Source organism: Marinitoga sp. 1138 (assembly GCF_013363265.1).
Lineage (GTDB): Bacteria > Thermotogota > Thermotogae > Petrotogales > Petrotogaceae > Marinitoga > Marinitoga piezophila.
In genome coordinates this window covers 176,156-195,122 of sequence record NZ_LBFA01000006.1, presented here as the reverse complement: position 1 = coordinate 195,122, position 18,967 = coordinate 176,156, and the positions used below count along the sequence as shown (strand labels likewise).

The following is an 18,967-nucleotide window of genomic DNA, read 5'->3' as shown; positions in this document are numbered from 1 at the left end:
ATACCAGGTTTTAATGGTTTTGCATTAAAACCTGGTATTTTTGTTGTTTCATAAAATTAATATATCAATGATATATTAATTTTATGAAAAATGTGATATAATATTAATAAGAAATTATATATATAATTTTTGTATATATGAAAAAGGGAGTGAAAGTATGAAAAAACTTAAATTTCATCAAACGTTAGGTTTTAAAGTAATTTTCTATGTAACAGTGGTTATAGTTCTTGGATTTTTAATAAATGGATTTTCAACACATAGAAATATTAAAAATCTAACAGACAGATATGTAAAAAATGGAATTTTAAAACAGAGTGTTGAGAGTATAGCAACAACAATGGAAACATACAGAGTTGGGACACAGGAATTACAAAATGAAATGATGAAAGCAGCTATTGGTAGACTGGAAACATTAAATGATATAGCTAAAGATATAGTGAATGTATATATTGAAAAAATGAAAAAAGGAGAGATTTCAAGCGAAGAAGCAAAGAATATTATAAAGGAACAGATAAGGATTTTAAGATATGATAATGGAACAGGATATTATTTTATTTTTGATGAAACTGGAAAAACGATAATGCATGCGGCTTCACCATCTCTTGAAGGAAAAAATCTGTCTTCTTTACAATCTAAAGATGGAAAATATATAGTAAAAGAAATGATAGAGTTATCTAAAAAAGCATATGAAAAAGGGGATAATACAGCAACTCTTCAATATGAATGGGGAAAACCTGGAGAACCTGAAGATAAAAAGTTTCCAAAAATAAGTGTAATATTCTGGATTCCTGAATTTAAATGGTTGGTTGGAACAGGAGTATATATAGACGATATTGATAAAAAGTTAGCTGAAAGAAAAAAAGAATTTTTAAATAATTTGTATAATGATTTGTATACTGCTTCATATGTAGGAGATAATACATATCCTATAGTATATACCAGAGATGGTAGGTATTTTATATATAAAGATAAATCTAAAATAGGAAAGCCAGCAACGTCTGTTGATCCAAAAACAGGTAAAAAAATAGTTGATCTGGCTATAGAAAAAGGTGAAGGTTTTTATGAATATTATTATCCAAAGTCAAAAGGTTCTGATAAATTGTATAAAAAGATAGCTTATGTAAAAAGGATGAGTGGGGATTTATATGTTGTTTTAGCAGCATATGAGGATGAAATATATAAACCTTTATATGATTCAACCATGCAAAATGCAGTTATTTTAGTTGCTATACTGGTTATTTTGGTTTTTGTTATTTTTTATATAATGAAGATATTAATTACAAAGTCAATAAATATGCTGGTATTAAATATTAAAAAAATTGAACAGGGAATATTAAATGAAGAAATTAAGATTACATCAAAATCAGAAATAGGACATCTGGAACAATCTCTTGAAAATATGAGAGTATCTCTTAAAAATCTTATAGAGTCAATTATAGCCGGTAATAATGAATTAAGTATAGAGAAAAACAATGTGTTAAACGCATCTAATAAATTGAGAGAAGTAACTCAAAAGGTTGAACAAACATTAGACATTGCATTAACAGAATCAGATAATGCAGCATCTTCCATTGAAGAAACAACATCAGGAATTGAAGAGGTTGCATCAGCAGCTCAGATGGTAAGCTCGGCCGCACAGGATTTAAGTCAGAAAAGTACAGATGTAGAAGAATCAGTTAAAATTGGGGAAAAAAGTATAAATGAAATTTTAGAAATAGCATTAGAGGCTAAAAATGCAGCGATAGAAAATACAAAGAGTGTAAAGAGCTTACAGGAAAAATCAGCAAATATTGGTGAAATTGTTGATACAATTATCAGCATTGCAGAACAAACAAATCTTTTGGCATTAAATGCTGCAATTGAGGCTGCAAGAGCTGGAGAAGCTGGTAAAGGATTTGCTGTTGTTGCAGATGAAATAAGAAAGCTTGCAGAAGAAACACGAAAGGCTACAGAAAACATATCAGATCTTTTAAAAGGAATAAAAGATGAAGCGGATATGGTAAGTAAGAAATCAATGAATGTTTCTGAAATAATAGAAAGGGTTTCTTCAAAAAGTTCAGAGGTTTCAAATGAATTTACAGCAATAAAAGATGCTGTTGTAAATATAGTAAGTATGGTCGAAAGTCTTGCTTCAAGCTCCGAAGAACAGAGTGCATCATCTGAAGAAATGGCAGCTGCTATGGATCAGGCATCGAAAAATGTATTAAACGTAAATGAATATGTAAGAGAGTCAAAAGAAGAATTTATTCATATAGAGAGGAGTAGTGAAGAACTTTTGAAAACTTCTCAAACATTGGAAGACTCAGTTAAAAAACTTGAAGATTTAATAAAAAGATTTAAAATTTAAATAATAAAAAAGGGACGTTTTAAACGTCCCTTTTTTATTATCCTTCGATTATTTTTACATAAAATTTTCGCATTCTTGGACCGTCAAATTCGCAAAAATATATTCCCTGCCATGTTCCTAAAAGCAATCTGCCATTTTCTATTATAACAGTTAAAGACGGACCTATTAGTGAGGATTTTATATGAGAATCAGAATTTCCTTCCATATGTGTAAATTCCTTTAAATTAGGAATAAGCTTGCTTAAAAATGATGTCATATCATATCTTACAGAAGGATCTGCATTTTCGTTTATTGTTATTCCAGCAGTAGTATGTGGAACATGAATAATTGCAATACCTTCTTTAACATTGGATTCAGAAATATAACTTTCAACTTGAGAGGTAATATCTATAAATTCATTTCTTGTAGAAGTTCTAATATGAAATTCTTTAAGCATCTAAATCACCTCTTTTACTTGAAAAAGATATTTGTTACTATTGTATAACCATTTTCATCTTTGCTAATATGAATTTTGACATTTTTCTTATCAATTTTAGCTTTTTTATAAACATAATCCCTTATCATTTTTGACATTTCATTTACATTAATATTTACATTTGTTCTTTCCATAACAGCAACATTGCCTCTGCTTTCACTTGAGACAACCCTTGTTACCTTTTCTCTCCTATTTCCAACGAGATTTTGCATTCTTTTTAAAGCAATATCTCTACTTGCTTTTTTCTTTCCGAAATTAAACCAGCCCATTCATATCACCTGCCACCAAATATCTTTTGCAGGAATCCTTTGAATCCGGTTTTTGAGGATTCTTTTAATAAAGCAAGGTCGTTTTCAATAGGATTCTCTTCACCTGAGATTCTTTTTGCTATATTCATAAAGATTTTTGAAATCTTTGATTCATCTTCCATTGTAACAGGGATTCCTTTATTTGTTGCAATAATTATTTCTTCGCTATCCGGAACAATACCTAATAATTCAACAGCAAGTCCAGACCTTATATCTTCAGGAGATAGCATTTCATTTCTATTTACCATGTGAAGTTTTACTCTGTTTACAATTAATGATATACTATCTTCATCATATTTTTCATTTTCCAATAACCCAATTACTCTATCAGCATCACTAATAGCTGTTAATTCAGGAGTTGTTACAACAATTGCGTGTTGTGCAGCAACAACAGCATTTTTAAATCCTCTCTCAATTCCAGCAGGTGAGTCAACAATTATATAATCAAAATGTTTTGAAAGTTCATTTATTATCATTTTCATATCTTCTGGAGAAATCATATCTTTATTAGCTATTTGCGAAGATGCAAGTAAGTTAAGCTTTTTTAATTGTTTGTGTTTTACAACAGCTTCAAGAGGAGATTTTCCGCCTTTTACAACATCAAGGATAGTGTAAACTATTCTATTTTCCAATCCCAATACAAGATCAAGATTTTTTAATCCAATATCCGCATCTATTAAACATACATCATATCCCAATAAAGCAAGAGAAGTGCCTATGTTAGCGGATATGGTGGTTTTTCCTACTCCTCCTTTTCCAGATGTAACAACAATTACTTTGCTTTTTTTCATATTAGCCCCCTCCAGATTGTAATTAACAAAATTTCAATTCTTATTATACAACATTTTTTCAAAATATCAAAATCTATAATTCGCAAAACATGCATTTTGCAATTTATTGAATAAATTTTATATAAAATTGAATAAAAAAGACCAACCTTTTCCAAGGTTGGTCTGTAAGAGGATATTATTCTTCAATTGAGATAGCTTGTGTTGGACATGAATCAGCTGCGTCCTGTGCGCATGGTAAATCTGTTTCTTCCATTAATGTTTCTGCTTTACCTTCGTCATTGATTTTGAATACATCTGGACAAAGGTTTTCACAAACACCACAACCGATACATGCATCTCTATCTACGAATACTTTCACGGTTAACACCTCCATATTTTAAATTTTACAAGTATATTATAACTCAAAATATAGCAAAAATTATTAAAATAATTTAACAAATTACATATTTTTTACTATATCAACAATTTTATCTACCAATTCAAGCCCTACTCTTTTTTGCGCTTCTTTTGTTGTTGCGCCAATATGAGGGGTTGCAACAACCATTGGGTGATTTAATAATTTCATTTGTATTTCTGATGTTGGAGGTTCAGTTTCAAACACATCCAATCCAGCACCAAGAACCTTTCCGTTTTCGAGGTATTTTAATAATGCTTCTTCATCGACAACTCCACCTCTTGCTGCGTTGATAATTACAACATTATCCTTCATCATTTCAAATTCTTTTTCTGAAATGAGATGTCTTGTTTTTTCTGTTAAAGGTACATGTAATGTAATTATATCAGAGTTTTTAATTAATTCTTCTAAGGATACCTGTTTTACATTATGTTCTTTTTGAACTTCTTCTGGAATTTCGAAAACATCAAAAACAAGCACTTCCATATCAAAACCTGTTACTAATTTTCTTACTAATTTTCCAATATTTCCAAATCCTACTATACCGAGGGTTTTTCCTGTTAATTCAAAACCCTTTAATTTTTTCTTTTCCCATTTTCCTTCTCTTAATGTAACTGTTCCTGTTACTAAATGTCTGTATACTGAAAGCATGTATCCAACAACTAATTCAGCAACTGATAATGAATTTGCACCTGGTGTATTTATAACCTTTATTCCTTTTTCTTTTGCTGCTTCAAGGTCTACATTATCTAACCCCATACCTGCCCTTGCAATTAATTTTAAATTAGTTCCATTTTCGATAACTTCCTTTGTTGCTTTAGTTGCACTTCTTACAACCAAAACATCAAAATCTTTAACCTTTTCAATTAATTCATCTTTTTCAAAATGTTCTATTGTTATTTTTGCTTCAGGTAAAGCAGCCTTTAGCTTTTCTGTTGCTTCACTATCAAGAGGATCATTTATATGAATCCACATATTAAACACCTTCTTTCATGAATACTTCCTGTGCTGCTTTAACACCTACACCTAATTCAACATCAAATCCGAATTTCTTTAATGCCATTTCAAGAGCACTTATTCCAACAATTACATCGTATTTTGACATATAACCAAGATGTGCAATTCTTATTATTTTACCTTTTAAGTGATTTTGACCACCAGCAAATGTTACTCCTTCTTCATCTCTTAAATATTTTAATATTTTACCTCCATCAACACCTTCAGGAACTTTTACTGAAGTTAAAACATTTCCAGGATTTTTAGCAAATAATTCTAATCCCATTGCTTGAACTGCAGCTCTTGTGGCATCAGCCATAATTCTGTGTCTTTCCCATACATTTTCAATACCTTCTTCTTCAATCATTTGAACTGATTTTGCTAATTGATATACTAGGTTAACTGGTGGTGTGTATGGTGAATCTGGATATTTCTTTTTGTATGCTTTTAAATCAAAGTAATAATGATAATTTTTATTTTCGTCGATTACTTTCCATGCTTTATCGCTAACTGATATTAAAGCGATACCTGGAGGCATCATAAATCCTTTTTGAACACCTGTTACTACAATATCAAGATTCCATGCATCCATTTCTAATGGTTGAGCTAACATACCACTAATAGCATCTACAACCATTATTGCATTTGTATCTTTAACTATTTCAGCAATTTCTTTTATTGGATGAACTGTACCTGTTGATGTTTCACTTAATGTTGTAAATACAGCTTTTACATCAGGATTTTTTTCTAATAATTCTTTTATTGTTTCTGGTTTTACATAATCTCCCCATTCAAGGTCAACTACTATTGGATCTATTCCATAAGCTTTTGCAATTTCCATCCATCTTTCTCCGAATTTACCTGCTACAACAACTATTGCTTTATCTCCTGGATTTAAGGTATTTGCAACAGCTGTTTCCATAGCTCCTGTACCTGAAGAGGATAAAATAAATACAGGATTTTCAGTTCTGAAAATATATTTAGCACCATCTAAAGCAACCTTTTGAATTTCTAAATACTGAGGTGTTCTGTGGTGAATTGTATCCTTTGCACCTTCTAATAATAAATCAATTGGAACTGGTGTTGGACCTGGTGCCAACAAATAATTTTTTCTTATCATCTTTGCCATTTTTATATCCCTCCTTATTGGATTGTAATTTTCCATCTTATTATACCATACTTATTTTACCTCAAAAACTTTACAAAGCAACGGTTATTCTCGAAATTTATCAAATAATGAAAAATTTTTCATTATATTTGTCTTTTTTGCATTTTTCCTATTTTTTAGTATAATTAAAGATGAATTAACAAAAAGGAGGTTTTTTATATGTATGTTGAAAAAATGAAAGATTTAAACTATGATATTAAAGATACTGCAATTTTATGTGTTGATTGCCAAAATGGTTTTACTCTTAGATGTCCAGAAGAATTGCCTGTAGAAGGTACGGATGAAAAATGGATAGAAAAGGTTAATGAATTTATAGCGGAAGCAAAAGATATTGGTTATACCATTATTGCAAGTAAAGATGATCATCCTGAAAATCACAAATCATTTAATGAATGGCCACCTCATTGTATAAAAGGAACATATGGAAATGAATTATTTATAAAACATTATGATTTCCTCGTAAAAAAAGGAACAACAGAAAATACAGATAGTTATTCAGCATTTTACGAGGATATGGAAACAAAAAATGAAACAGAACTGGATAAATTTCTTAGAGAAAATAACTTTAAAAAACTTATTATTTTTGGACTTGCTGGTGATGTATGTGTCCTTGCAACAATTAAAACTGCAATTAAAAAAGGATATGATGTTGCTGTAATTGAAGATTTCATAAAAAGTGTAAATGGAAAAAGTATGAAAGAAATTTTGGACTTAGAAAAATTAAAGGTTAATATTGAAATTATTTAAATTAAAATCATATAATAAAATTATTTGAATATGGATTTTTATTTTTTTAATAATACCACTTGACTTTTTTAAAGTTAAGTGGTATTATTTATTATGTAAATAAAAATTTTTAAATTCCTGGAGGTGACATGATGAAGAAAAAACGTTTAACCAGATGTCCTGTATGTGGTGGTGATCTTGTTATTTCTGAATTTAGATGTCCAACATGTGATATTACAATAAAAGGTAGTTTCCACCTTGATGATTTTGCAAAACTTTCAGATGAACAATTATATTTTTTAAAGATATTTATTAAAAACAGAGGAAATCTTTCTGATGTTCAAAAAGAAATAGGCATATCATATCCAACAGCAAAAGCAAGGCTTGAAGGTGTTGTAAGGGCTATGGGATTTGATGAGAAAAAGAATACAGTTGATACCTTGAAAATCCTTGAAAAAATAGAAAAAGGAGAACTTACTCCTGAAGAAGCCAAAGAAATCTTAAAAGGAAAGGGGAATAAAGAATGAATGGAATCTTAACGCGGGATGGAGTGAAGAAGATTGTTATTAAAGCAGTAGGTATTGATCTTGATGTTGTTTCATCAAAAAATGAAACAAATATTTTTGAGTATGATGATCTTCCATCGGATTGTGAAATTGTTGAAAACGTAAAAGGAGATACATGGATTATCGAGGTAAAAAAAGAAGAAAATTCCTTTTTAAAGAAATTTTTTGGATTTTCAGGTGGAGTATATGGTGATGCAACATTAAAAATTTCTAAAGATATTGAAGAACTTTCAATTAATAGTGTTACCGGTGATTGTGACTGTAACGGCATAACTTTAAAAAAATTTGATATAAAAACTGTTTCTGGAGATACTGACATAAATAACTCTTCCATTGATGTAATCAATTTTTCAAGTACCAGTGGTGATCTTGATATTTCAAAAACTCCATGTAAGGTTATAGACTTTAAGAATGTTTCTGGTGATTTAAGTGTGGATTATTTAATCGAAGACTTTGAAAAGGTTTATGTAAAGAATGTTTCTGGTGATTGTGATTTAGTTATTGCTGGAAATGAAAAGGTTTATGTAAATAAAAAAACAGCAAGTGGAGATATATATTTAAAAGGTATAGATGTGGAATTTAATCAAAAAAGAGAAAATAGAATAATTGATTTTATAAGTGTTTCTGGTGATTTAAATATTGAATTAAAAAGAATTGAAAATGTTGAAAAAATAAACAAGGAGAATAATAAAGTTAATGAAAATTTAAAAGACTCTTCTAATTTAAAGGAGGAAAATATGGTATTAACAATTGAAGAAAAGAAGATTTTAGAGTTATTGCTTACTGAAAAAATAACACGTTCTTTTGCCATAGAACTTCTTGAAAGTATAGGTTATACAGAAGAAAATGCTGTTAAATTCCTTGATGAAATGCTTGGAGGGGGAAATAAATGAAAAAGGTATTACTGATTATTATGGTTATATTATCTTTTGTGATAGTATTTTCAGCAAAATATACAATTGATTTAACCTTTCTTCCTGATGAAGCAGCTGTTTGGGGAAATATGACTGTTGAATTGGAAAATGGCGAAAAACCTCAATTTATATTATATCCAAATTTGGATAGCAAAGACAATCCATATCTAAATGCATTATTTGAATCTAATAGTAAAACAAAAATGGAGATTTTAACGGTTACTGATGAGAAAAATGAACCTCTGGATTATACAATTGGAGATTATAACTCTAAATATTTGAGAAAATATCAATTGAAAAATAGCGTGTTACTTGTAAAAACAGATAAAAGGAAGATACATATCAAGTTTAAAACATATTTTGTAAAAATGAACGGTGCTGATAATGTTGCATATCAGGACATATTTATATGGCGTTTTGGATGGTATCCAATGATACTTCCAGAGAATGGCGGATATGTATTAAAAGCGCATAATATAAAAGTTAGGTTTAATTCTATTAATAATAAAGATTATATTCCTGTATTTTCTGGCAAATATATAGATGGTTATTATGTTTCAGAAGGAAAATTTCGTTCTTTTCCAATAGTGTTTGTGAAAAAAAACGTTTATAATGAATTAAAGCTTAAAGCCAGAGATTATGAAATTTCTATCTGGTATAAAAAAGGCCAGGAACAAAGAGCTGCTGTAATGGCAACGCATGTAATAAAAGCGCTTGAAATACATACAGAAAATTATGGGAAATTAAAGTATTCTCATATAAATGTAGTTCAGGATCCATATCCGGGAATGTATGGAATGGCAGCAGATGGAATGTTTTTGCTTGGGGATGGATTTTTTACCACAGCAGATTTATTATTGCCGGGATTGACTGAGCCACTTACATTTTATGTAGTATCACATGAATTGGCACATCTCTGGTTTGGAATAGGTGTTGGCGTTGATTTTTTTGACAATAATTTCATGAGTGAGGCTTTTGCAGATTATTCTGCGCATATTTCCATGTTTGAAAAGTATGATAATGATCCATTAATGAACTTTTATTTGCCAGATTTTTTAACAGAATCTCTTGTTAAAAATATGCCCAAAACATTTTCAGAAATGGATCAAAAAAGTATATTTTATTTAGAGTATTTTGATATAGAAAATGCAGTTTCTGATAACATTGATGAAATTCCATATAACTTTGCTTCCTCAATTTATTATATAAAAGGAAAAAGAGCATTATTTTCTTTAGAAGAACTATTAACCAGAAAGAAATTCACAGAACTACTTGCGAAGTATTATAAACAATATAATGAGAAAGATCCTTCAGAGGAAGAATTTTATGAATTTCTTATAAAGAATGGAGTTAAAAAAGAAATTGTATATGATTTATTTGAAAGTAAAGAGAATTTCGATCCATCAATAAAATATCAGGATAATCATTTCGTTATAGATTTAGATAATAAGCATGTTCCAGTTAGAGTTCAGGTTATAACTAAAGAGGCTACAATAGATTTTGTAACAACAGATAGTACCGTATTAAAATACGATATTTCCAATATAAAAAGAATAGATATTGATCCTGATATGCATACATTTGATGTGAATAGAAGAAACAATCATTATCCTGTAATAATAAAATCAAATTTAATTCCTGAAAATTCAAATTATTCAGATTATGATTCGTATTCTATAAATTTTGAAACAGATTATGAACCAATAAATATTTTAGAATCAAAAAGTACGGCTTATTTAGCATTTGAAGCATATCCATATTATTCTTTAGGTGTAGGATATTTTTCATTAATGAAAAAACCAAAAGATTTCTATTCATGGTTTGATAAAAAACTAATATATGAAGGTATTTATTTTATTGGTAAATACAATCCGTCACCATGGCTTTCACTTTCATCGGACTTTTCATTTGATTATATTAATAAATTTCAGGAATTTAATGTTGATTTATTATTTGCATTACCTCAAAAACTTGATATAGGATTACCTTCAAAAATATTAACAGGGAATAAAGCTTTTTATGGTGGTTTAAAACTTTTTGATTTAGAAAATTATTATGTATATACTGGATTTGAAGTTTCTGAATTATTTAATTCAGGATTATATACAAATGGTAGTTATTATTTTATGAATGAAGATAATGAATATAATTATGGAATTATTGGAAATGCAGCATATTTCTTTGATAATTATTCAAAGTTTTTTAATTCTTTCAGTATAGAAGTTGCATATTCAAATGCTGAGATGTTTAATGCGCTTAATGGCAGGGAAGTAATATTTGATGAAGAATTTCCAAATACATTTACTTTTGAATTTAGCAAGGTTAAATATTATTATGGATTGGATGTTGAATTGTTTCATCAGACTTTTTATGCTGAAAATCGTTTAAATGTATATAATCTATTTTCTTTAGGTAATGTAAATATATCATTGAATGCTTTATATAAATATACCGATGAAAAGAATTTATTAGGGACATCAATTGTATTATCGCCAAAACTTTATTTCTTAACCGATTCAATGATTCCTTTAAATCTCGAACTTGCAGGATTCTATTCTCCAGAATTAAATAAATATAATCTAACCTTATCATTAACAACAACATTGAATGTAGCTATAAGAAATTTAATACAGTAATAAATTTAATTACTTTTCTCTAATGTGGGTATTTATTATATTTAATACCTGCATTAGAGTTTTTTATTATTATGATGTATTATTTGTTTTTATTATTGATTATAAGGTGATATTTTTAATTTTTGTATATTAACTTTTATTTTCTATCTTTTTAAAATTAAACTAAGAATTATATAATTTCTATACTTAAAAAAAAATAACATCTTTTATGAAAGGAGAGGAAAAATGAAAAAGTTAGTGGTAACTTTTGTTTTTATGTTTTTTTTATCTTTTTTTTTCATTTTAAATGGATGTGTTAACCAAACTCTGAAAACATCATATCATGAAAAGAAACAAATTTTAAAAGAAGTTAAAAGTGAATGGGGGAATGCATATTTTAGAGGCACACCAAACAATTGGGGAATTACTCATATGTCTAAAATAGGTCCTCATACATGGCAAATTATAATTAAATTTAATAATGGAGATGGTTATGGAAAACCAAGATTTAAGATAGATCATTTTGGTGATTGGAAAGAAAGTTATCCCGCTAATGATTATGAAGTTGAACCTTACACCACTTATAAAATAACTTTTTATGATGATACTCATTATATAAAAGTTGAAAAATATATAAAAGCTGTAAATGGTGTAATGCTACAGGCCTTTCAATGGTATTTGCCAGAATATAATGAGAAAACCAAAAGCGGATTATGGGTAGAGTTATCAAAAAAAATTCCAGATTTAGCCTTAATGGGGATAACGGCATTATGGCTTCCACCAGCATATAAAGGGCAGGCAGGAAAAAGTGATGTGGGGTATGGAGTCTATGATTTGTATGATCTTGGAGAATTCAATCAAAAAGGTACTATTTCAACAAAATACGGAACGAAAGAACAATATTTAAAATTAATTGAAAATGCCCATTTATATAATATACAGGTTTATGGCGATATTGTATTTAATCATAAAATGGGAGCAGATAATACAGAATGGGTTAATGCAACAAAAGTTTCATGGAATAATAGGAATATTGAAATTGAAAATAAAACAATAAAAGCATGGACACTTTTTAATTTTCCAGGACGAAATAATAAATATTCAGATTTTAAATGGAGATGGTATCATTTTGATGGTGTAGATTGGGATCAAAACACTGGTGAAAAAGCTATATTCAGGTTTAATGGAATTGGAAAGGCATGGGATTGGGAAGTGGATGATGAAAATTTTAATTATGATTATTTAATGGGTGCAGATCTTGATATGGATCATCCTGAAGTTGTACAAGAACTTAAAAAATGGGGTAAATGGTATGTTAATTTTACAAAAATTGATGGATTTAGATTAGATGCTGTAAAACACATAAAATTTAGTTTTTTTAATGATTGGCTGGATTATATGAGAAATGTATTAGGAAAAGAATTATTTACAGTTGGAGAATATTGGAGTACAGATATTAATAAACTAGAAAATTATATATCAAAAACAGAAGGTAGAATGTCTCTCTTTGATGTTCCATTGCATCAACATTTTTACGAGGCATCGAATTCTGGGGGCTATTATGACATGAGAAATATTTTTAATGGAACACTTGTTCAGAAAAATCCTATAAAAGCTGTTACTTTTGTTGAAAATCATGACACACAGCCTGGTCAGTCTTTATCTTCTCCTGTACAGGATTGGTTTAAACCTTTAGCTTATGCAATGATTCTATTGCGAAAAGATGGTTATCCATGTGTTTTTTATGGGGATATGTATGGTGCTCCTGGAATAAAAGAACAATATAGGACAATTAAAAAACTTATTGAAGCAAGAAAGTTATATTCATATGGAAAGCAATATGATTATTTAGATCACCAAGACATAATTGGTTGGACAAGATTGGGAGACGAAGAACACCCAAAAAGCATGGCAGTAATACTTTCGGATGGTCCTGGTGGAAGCAAATGGATGTATGTTGGAAAGAAAAAAACAAAGTTTATAGATTTGCTGGGGAATATAAAAGAGGAAATTTGGACAAATGATTATGGATGGGCAGAATTTAAAGTTAATGGAGGTTCTGTCTCTGTTTGGGTAGAAGAATAAAATTAATATGGTCACCAAAAAGGTGACCATATTAATTTTAAAAAATAAGGTTTATTTACCAAAATAATGGATAACAAAATTTATACTATATACTATGCCAAAAAATATACCATAATACAATTTTTTATTTTTTAATTCGTCAGAAAATAAAATAATCATTATCAGTATTCCAATAAAATTTGTAAATACAAGTAATATATAAAATTTTATTTTTATTTTTAAAAGGAAGATACCTATCAATATAGAGAAGATGTTACTTATTAAAATACCTATTGCTAACTTTAATTCTTTAATTTTCAAATAGAAAAAATCAAAAAATAATTTATTTAACCATATCTCTATTACAAATGAAAAGAAAAAAATAATAAAAGAAATAACTATAATTATTTTATCTAAATATAAAATATTTATATCTGTATTTTGAGCTAAATCAACAATATTTTTTTTCATTTCAGGATTATTTTGAAAATATTCAAAAATAAAAGAAATAAATATATATAATGCACCAATATAAGTTAAAAGAAAAATAATGTGTTCTTTTTTAATCACAAAATATCCCTTCCTTTTTTAAGGTTAATTCTATAAATTTATGACTATTTAAAATTCCGTGATAAGTAAATATTATTATTGTTCCTTCAGATACTCTTTTTTTTAACTCATTAAATATAATATTTTGTGTTTTTATATCAATATGAGAAAGAGTTTCATCAATTACAATTAAACTCCACACTTTTGGTATAAAAATTAATGAAAAAATTGTTTTTAAATTTGTCCCCATAGACGCTTTATAAGGAAATATGGAAAAATCATTTATATTTAATTTTTTTAAAATCTCTTTAAAGGTATTTTCTGTAATTTTTATATTATGATAATACATAAATAATCTTATATTTTCTTCTAATGTTAGCCAGTCTTCATTAAGTGAAAATTCTGGAATATACAAAATTTTTTTAAAATTATTTTTATATATTCCTTCACTAAATTCTTCTATATTTGAAAGGCATCTAAGAAATACACTTTTTCCTATTCCGTTTTCTCCTTTTAACCAATATATATTATTATAAAAAGTATAGGATACATTTTCAAAAATAACTTTATTTCCATATTTCTTAGAGCAGTTTTTAAGTTCAAGCATTTAGAATTTTCCTCCTATTATTTATTAGGATATTAAACCTTCTACAAACCCACTTATTATAATAGAAAAAATATTTATTAATAAAATGCTCTTATATTCAGAAAATATTTTTAAAATCACATTGTATTTAAATCTATAAAAATTAAGCATAAGGCAATAGGATATATAAGAATAGATAATATAATTTGGAAATTCTATAACAATATGTGGAAAAAGTTTATCAAAAGTATTATATAAACCTACTGATTTTATACCAATATAAATACTCCAGGTTGTTGAAAATAGATCAATTATCCAGAATACTGGCATTAAAGGAAATAAAAATATATAAGATATAAAATTTTTTAAATTATTTAATATAATATCAATAGCTAATTTAAAGCTATGTTTTTGTGGTATTGCATATATTTCCCCGGATAAACAAAATATCTTATCATAAAAATATATTAATTCAAAACATAAAAATAGGTACAATATTAGATAAATAGAAATATGTCTTTTTCTTGGCATACATTCACCTTTTTTTAAAAATATAATCAGATATCAGTTTATGGATATTAAATATATTTAAAATCATCAAAAAGGTAATTTTAAAGAATTCTCCATATATTTTGCGATACCCTTGGATTTTAAAAAAGATTTTACTATACATATCAGGAACTTGAAAAATTATTGCCACAAATATTATAAATGCAAACAAAAAATAATGATTTATTTTTCTTTTATTTTCAAGAGATTTGTAATAAACGAAAATATAAGATTTTACTATGTACACCATTAGTAAAAGAAGATTTATAAAAAATAATAAAATGTAAAAATTTAATCCTTCAGAAAATACTATAAAAAACAAAAATAAAAATATAATAACGGTAAAAATAATTCCTATTTTCAATTCATATGAATTAAGAAACCAATTTTTATATGGACGTATTGTGGTTTTAAAAAATATATATTTACTATATTCTCTGTCAAAATTTAAAAAATTTTTTTCAAAAACTATCTCTAATTCTGCTAGTAACAAAATTATTAAAAAATATTCTGCTGAATATAATCCAAAAAAATGATAGGTAATAATTGCTCCAAAACAAACGAATATGAATTCAGCATACTCTTTTAATGGTAATCTCTTAAAAAAAAGTATTAAAGAGTGACATGAAGTAATTTTTTCTGAATAAAAAAGGTATTCTGAAAACTTTTTATCATTAATAATTATATTTTTTAATTGTGAAAACCATGTGCGATATAAAAATATAACATTAATAATAATAACAGGAATAAAAAATAATATGTTTATTTTTAAAATATACAATAAATAAAGAAAAACAAAAACTATAAGTATATACTTTTCCTTCTTTGTATATATTTTCACAAAAAATAAGGTAATTTGAAGTAAAAAATTAATTAACAAAAATAATAGTTTTTTATAATCATTGTAATATAATAAAAATAACAATATATTTGAAATAATAAATATACTGCTAAAAAGATTCAATCTTAAAAAAGTAAATATAACATATTTAGCAGTAACTTCCCTGGATACTAAATAATGTACATTTCTATACTGTTTTAATAGTGAAATAATATTAGGAAAATTATAGTCAAATAATAGAAATGAAAAAAAATAAATTATTAAAAAATTATTTTTATCTAGAAGAAAAATATATAGAAAAAAAGAACTTAAGATCATGAAAATATATACGAACAAAAAAATAAAGGAGTTTATAAATGTATCTTCAACTATTTTAAAATTATTTATCCAATATTTTATGAGTAATTTGATATTTATCTCCTCCTTGAAAAGGGAAGAATGATTAAATCATTCTTCCCTTTTTAATTAAAAAAGATTACCACATAGTTGCATATCTTTTGCCATATTTTTTTATCATTTTTTTTGCAACAGCAACAAGTCCTGCTGTAATTGCTCCTGCTCCAATAACTGCTGTAATAATTGAAATAATTGTTGTTACCGTTGAAAATGTATCAATGATATCTATAACCTTTTCAGCTGCATGTTTTGAGATTCCAAGCATAGATGCTAAATTAATACTTGAAAAAGTAAAAAAGACACTAAAAAGACTAAGGGTTATAAAAATTTCTATAAAAAATATATTTTTATTCTTCATAAGACTCCTCCTCCTTTGATTAAGTATTATATTAAAGTTTGAGAAAATGTTTTCAAAGAGTTTTTATAATATAATTAAGAAAGTTCTATCGTATATTTCATCTGGTACCAGAAGAACTCAGCCGACTGAATGCAAATGTCAACTAATAACTTTTGACCCCCTGGGGTAAAAAATTGACCTCTTACTTATAATATTGATTTGAATAACGGTTTTTAAAGATTTTTTTCTGTAACTATATCCATTTATACCAGCTATTATAATAATATCACTGATAATATTGTGAAATTTATAACTAATAATTCATAATAAAACCTAACAAATATATATTTTTAATATTTGTTACACTATAATCAAAAGATATTAGTTTTTAATTATTTATTTCACAATCATTATATCAAAAAGAAAAAAAGATATCAATATATAATGTGAAATCCGAGTAAAATTATAATTAATTTTTCTTTTTTTGTCGCATATTTAGAACAACAAACCTCTTTGCTTGATTTAGCAAAGAGGTTTGTTTTCAGTCTATCAGACACATAATATATGGCTGTTTTCTTTTTATAACTTATTAATTAGTTCTCTTTCTATATATTTAAAGCCTTTTTCCCAGAATTCTTTTTTAGTAATATCAATATCCAGTTTTTCAAGTAATTTTTCTGGAGCTGCATTTCCACCGCTGGATAATAATTCTTTATATTTCGGGATAAATGCTTTTCCTTCTTCAAGATATTTTTCATATAATGCAATTACAAGAAGATTTGCAAAGTTATATGCATATACATAGAATGGTACTGCAAGCATATGAGGTATTGTGCTCCATTCGTATTTGTATTCTTCAGGGATTTTTACAGAATCACCAAACATTATTTTTAATTCTTTTTCATATAATTCTGACAATTCTTCCCATGAAGCCATTCCATTTTCATCAATCATTTTGTGTGACTGTATTTCGAATCTAGCAAACATGTTTTGCCTGAACATTGTTGCGAACATATCCTCTATTTTTGAAGCTATAAACATCTGTTTTTCTTCGCCTTCTAATTCCTTTAGTAATTTGTCCATTACGAGCATTTCGCCAAATACAGAAGCTACTTCTGCCATTGTTAATGGTGTATGATAATTTAATAATGACTGTTTTGAAGATAATGTCCCATGCACACCATGTCCTAGTTCATGTGCTAATGTCATTACATCTCTCATGTTTCCTGTATAGTTGAGTAATATAAATGGTTTGTAGTTAGGAATATTATATGAACAGAATGCTCCACCACGTTTTCCAGGTTGAATTTCAGAATCAATTCTGTTTTCATCAAAGAATGATTTTACAATATCCCCAATCTCTTTGTCAAATTCATAGTAGGCATCAAGTACCAATTTTTTTGCATCTTCAAAGGATATTTCCTTTTTTACCGGTTTTAATGGTGCATAGATGTCAGCAAGGGTTATATCGTATCCAAGGAAATCTCTTTTCCATTTATAGTATTTATGAACAATAGGTGTTTGCTCTGTGGTTACATCTATTACCATTTTTACAATTTCATCTTTAACCTCATTTGCCATATTTCTCATGGAAATTGGTTCTGGATAGTTTCTTAATTTGCTTTCTGTATCGTAATATTTTGCAACTGAATTAAATGTGCTTTCTAATATGATTTTATCCTTTTCATATCTTTCAAAGAACATTTTCATTGCTTTTTGTCTTAAATCTTTGTCAGGATGTTGTCTTAATGAACGAATTTCAGCACCTGTCATTGTTTTTAATTCACCGTCAATTTCAATTTCAAATGTATATGAGGAAACTAATTTTTCATATAACTTGCTAAATGCTCTTCTTCCAGCAGGTTCTAAAGCAGATAAAGCTTTTTCAGCGTCTTCACTTAAAACATGAGGTTTTTCTTCAATTAATACTTCAAGTACATGTTTATACTTTTCTAATTCAGGTGAATTTTTTAATTCTTCAAGCTTTTCAAGTGAATGGCTTAATAATACAGGTTTCCAGAATGAAAGTTCCATTTCTCCTTTTGTAAGGTAATCCTGTCCCATAGCAACTAATTTTTGAGCTGTTTTATCCTGAGTATTTGCAGAGTATAATAAACTTGCATATTGCATTGCAAAATATGGTTTTTCAATAAGTTTTTCCAATTCTTCAAGAAAATTTTTAACCTCTTTAGCTGATAATTCTTTTGAAGAAAGTATAGGATAATATTTTTCTTTTAACTTTTTTGCTCCTTCAAGCGCATTTTCAAAATCCTTTTTAATTTGTTCATTTTCTGGTGAATCATAGAAAAAAGTTAAATCCCACTTCATTTTCACACCTCCTGAAA

The 18,967-nt window shown here is 27.4% G+C and carries 17 protein-coding genes; 6 read left to right on the top strand and 11 right to left on the bottom strand.

Annotated features, from left to right (window positions below; all coding sequences use genetic code 11):
• Positions 1-157 precede the first annotated feature (157 nt).
• Positions 158-2,347 carry a methyl-accepting chemotaxis protein gene (locus tag XO11_RS02835; RefSeq protein ID WP_175418134.1) on the top strand — a complete coding sequence of 730 codons (2,190 nt, stop codon included), beginning with the start codon at positions 158-160 and terminating at the stop codon, positions 2,345-2,347.
• A gap of 37 nt (positions 2,348-2,384) precedes the next feature.
• Here XO11_RS02835 and XO11_RS02830 read toward each other — a convergent pair whose 3' ends face one another.
• The 6 genes from XO11_RS02830 to XO11_RS02805 form a co-directional block, all read right to left on the bottom strand.
• Positions 2,385-2,783 carry a secondary thiamine-phosphate synthase enzyme YjbQ gene (locus XO11_RS02830; protein ID WP_014296066.1) on the bottom strand — a complete coding sequence of 133 codons (399 nt, stop codon included), beginning with the start codon at positions 2,781-2,783 and terminating at the stop codon, positions 2,385-2,387.
• Positions 2,784-2,797: 14 nt separating this feature from the next.
• Complete coding sequence (locus tag XO11_RS02825; protein WP_014296065.1) at positions 2,798-3,091, bottom strand: hypothetical protein; 294 nt, start codon at positions 3,089-3,091, stop codon at positions 2,798-2,800.
• A 5-nt stretch (positions 3,092-3,096) separates the two neighbouring features.
• The gene (gene minD / locus XO11_RS02820) at positions 3,097-3,921 is read right to left on the bottom strand and encodes a septum site-determining protein MinD (protein WP_014296064.1); all 825 of its coding nucleotides are present in this window, start codon (positions 3,919-3,921) and stop codon (positions 3,097-3,099) included.
• A 175-nt stretch (positions 3,922-4,096) separates the two neighbouring features.
• Positions 4,097-4,279, bottom strand: coding sequence for a ferredoxin (locus XO11_RS02815; RefSeq protein ID WP_014296063.1), 183 nt, complete (start codon positions 4,277-4,279; stop codon positions 4,097-4,099).
• Between the two features lie 81 nt (positions 4,280-4,360).
• Positions 4,361-5,290, bottom strand: a complete 930-nt coding sequence (locus XO11_RS02810) for a D-2-hydroxyacid dehydrogenase (protein ID WP_175418133.1) — start codon at positions 5,288-5,290, stop codon at positions 4,361-4,363.
• A 1-nt stretch (position 5,291) separates the two neighbouring features.
• Positions 5,292-6,440: an alanine--glyoxylate aminotransferase family protein gene (locus XO11_RS02805; protein WP_014296061.1), complete on the bottom strand. Its 1,149-nt coding sequence runs from the start codon at positions 6,438-6,440 to the stop codon at positions 5,292-5,294.
• 198 nt (positions 6,441-6,638) lie between these two features.
• Here XO11_RS02805 and XO11_RS02800 point away from each other — a divergent pair, with 198 nt between their 5' ends.
• From XO11_RS02800 to XO11_RS02780, 5 genes are all read left to right on the top strand, one after another.
• Positions 6,639-7,226 (top strand): isochorismatase family protein, encoded by a 588-nt coding sequence (locus XO11_RS02800; protein WP_014296060.1) that lies wholly within the window; start codon positions 6,639-6,641, stop codon positions 7,224-7,226.
• A 131-nt stretch (positions 7,227-7,357) separates the two neighbouring features.
• Positions 7,358-7,732: a DUF2089 domain-containing protein gene (locus XO11_RS02795; protein WP_014296059.1), complete on the top strand. Its 375-nt coding sequence runs from the start codon at positions 7,358-7,360 to the stop codon at positions 7,730-7,732.
• A gap of 23 nt (positions 7,733-7,755) precedes the next feature.
• Positions 7,756-8,664: a DUF4097 family beta strand repeat-containing protein gene (locus XO11_RS02790; protein ID WP_217671613.1), complete on the top strand. Its 909-nt coding sequence runs from the start codon at positions 7,756-7,758 to the stop codon at positions 8,662-8,664.
• The gene (locus XO11_RS02785) at positions 8,661-11,321 is read left to right on the top strand and encodes a M1 family aminopeptidase (RefSeq protein ID WP_175418132.1); all 2,661 of its coding nucleotides are present in this window, start codon (positions 8,661-8,663) and stop codon (positions 11,319-11,321) included. Before XO11_RS02790 ends, XO11_RS02785 begins: the two co-directional genes overlap by 4 nt.
• A 225-nt stretch (positions 11,322-11,546) precedes the next feature.
• Positions 11,547-13,385, top strand: a complete 1,839-nt coding sequence (locus XO11_RS02780; RefSeq protein ID WP_175418131.1) for an alpha-amylase — start codon at positions 11,547-11,549, stop codon at positions 13,383-13,385.
• 51 nt (positions 13,386-13,436) lie between these two features.
• Here XO11_RS02780 and XO11_RS02775 read toward each other — a convergent pair whose 3' ends face one another.
• From XO11_RS02775 to XO11_RS02755, 5 genes are all read right to left on the bottom strand, one after another.
• On the bottom strand, positions 13,437-13,934 hold the full coding sequence (locus XO11_RS02775) for a hypothetical protein (protein WP_175418130.1): 498 nt from the start codon (positions 13,932-13,934) through the stop codon (positions 13,437-13,439).
• Positions 13,927-14,520, bottom strand: a complete 594-nt coding sequence (locus XO11_RS02770; RefSeq protein ID WP_014296054.1) for an ATP-binding cassette domain-containing protein — start codon at positions 14,518-14,520, stop codon at positions 13,927-13,929. The genes XO11_RS02775 and XO11_RS02770 overlap by 8 nt, the downstream gene beginning before the upstream one ends.
• 24 nt (positions 14,521-14,544) lie before the next feature.
• On the bottom strand, positions 14,545-15,030 hold the full coding sequence (locus XO11_RS02765) for an integral membrane protein (protein ID WP_014296053.1): 486 nt from the start codon (positions 15,028-15,030) through the stop codon (positions 14,545-14,547).
• Positions 15,031-16,364: 1,334 nt separating this feature from the next.
• Positions 16,365-16,643, bottom strand: a complete 279-nt coding sequence (locus XO11_RS02760; protein ID WP_014296051.1) for an uberolysin/carnocyclin family circular bacteriocin — start codon at positions 16,641-16,643, stop codon at positions 16,365-16,367.
• 558 nt (positions 16,644-17,201) lie between these two features.
• The gene (locus XO11_RS02755) at positions 17,202-18,950 is read right to left on the bottom strand and encodes a M3 family oligoendopeptidase (protein ID WP_014296050.1); all 1,749 of its coding nucleotides are present in this window, start codon (positions 18,948-18,950) and stop codon (positions 17,202-17,204) included.
• Positions 18,951-18,967: the final 17 nt, after the last annotated feature.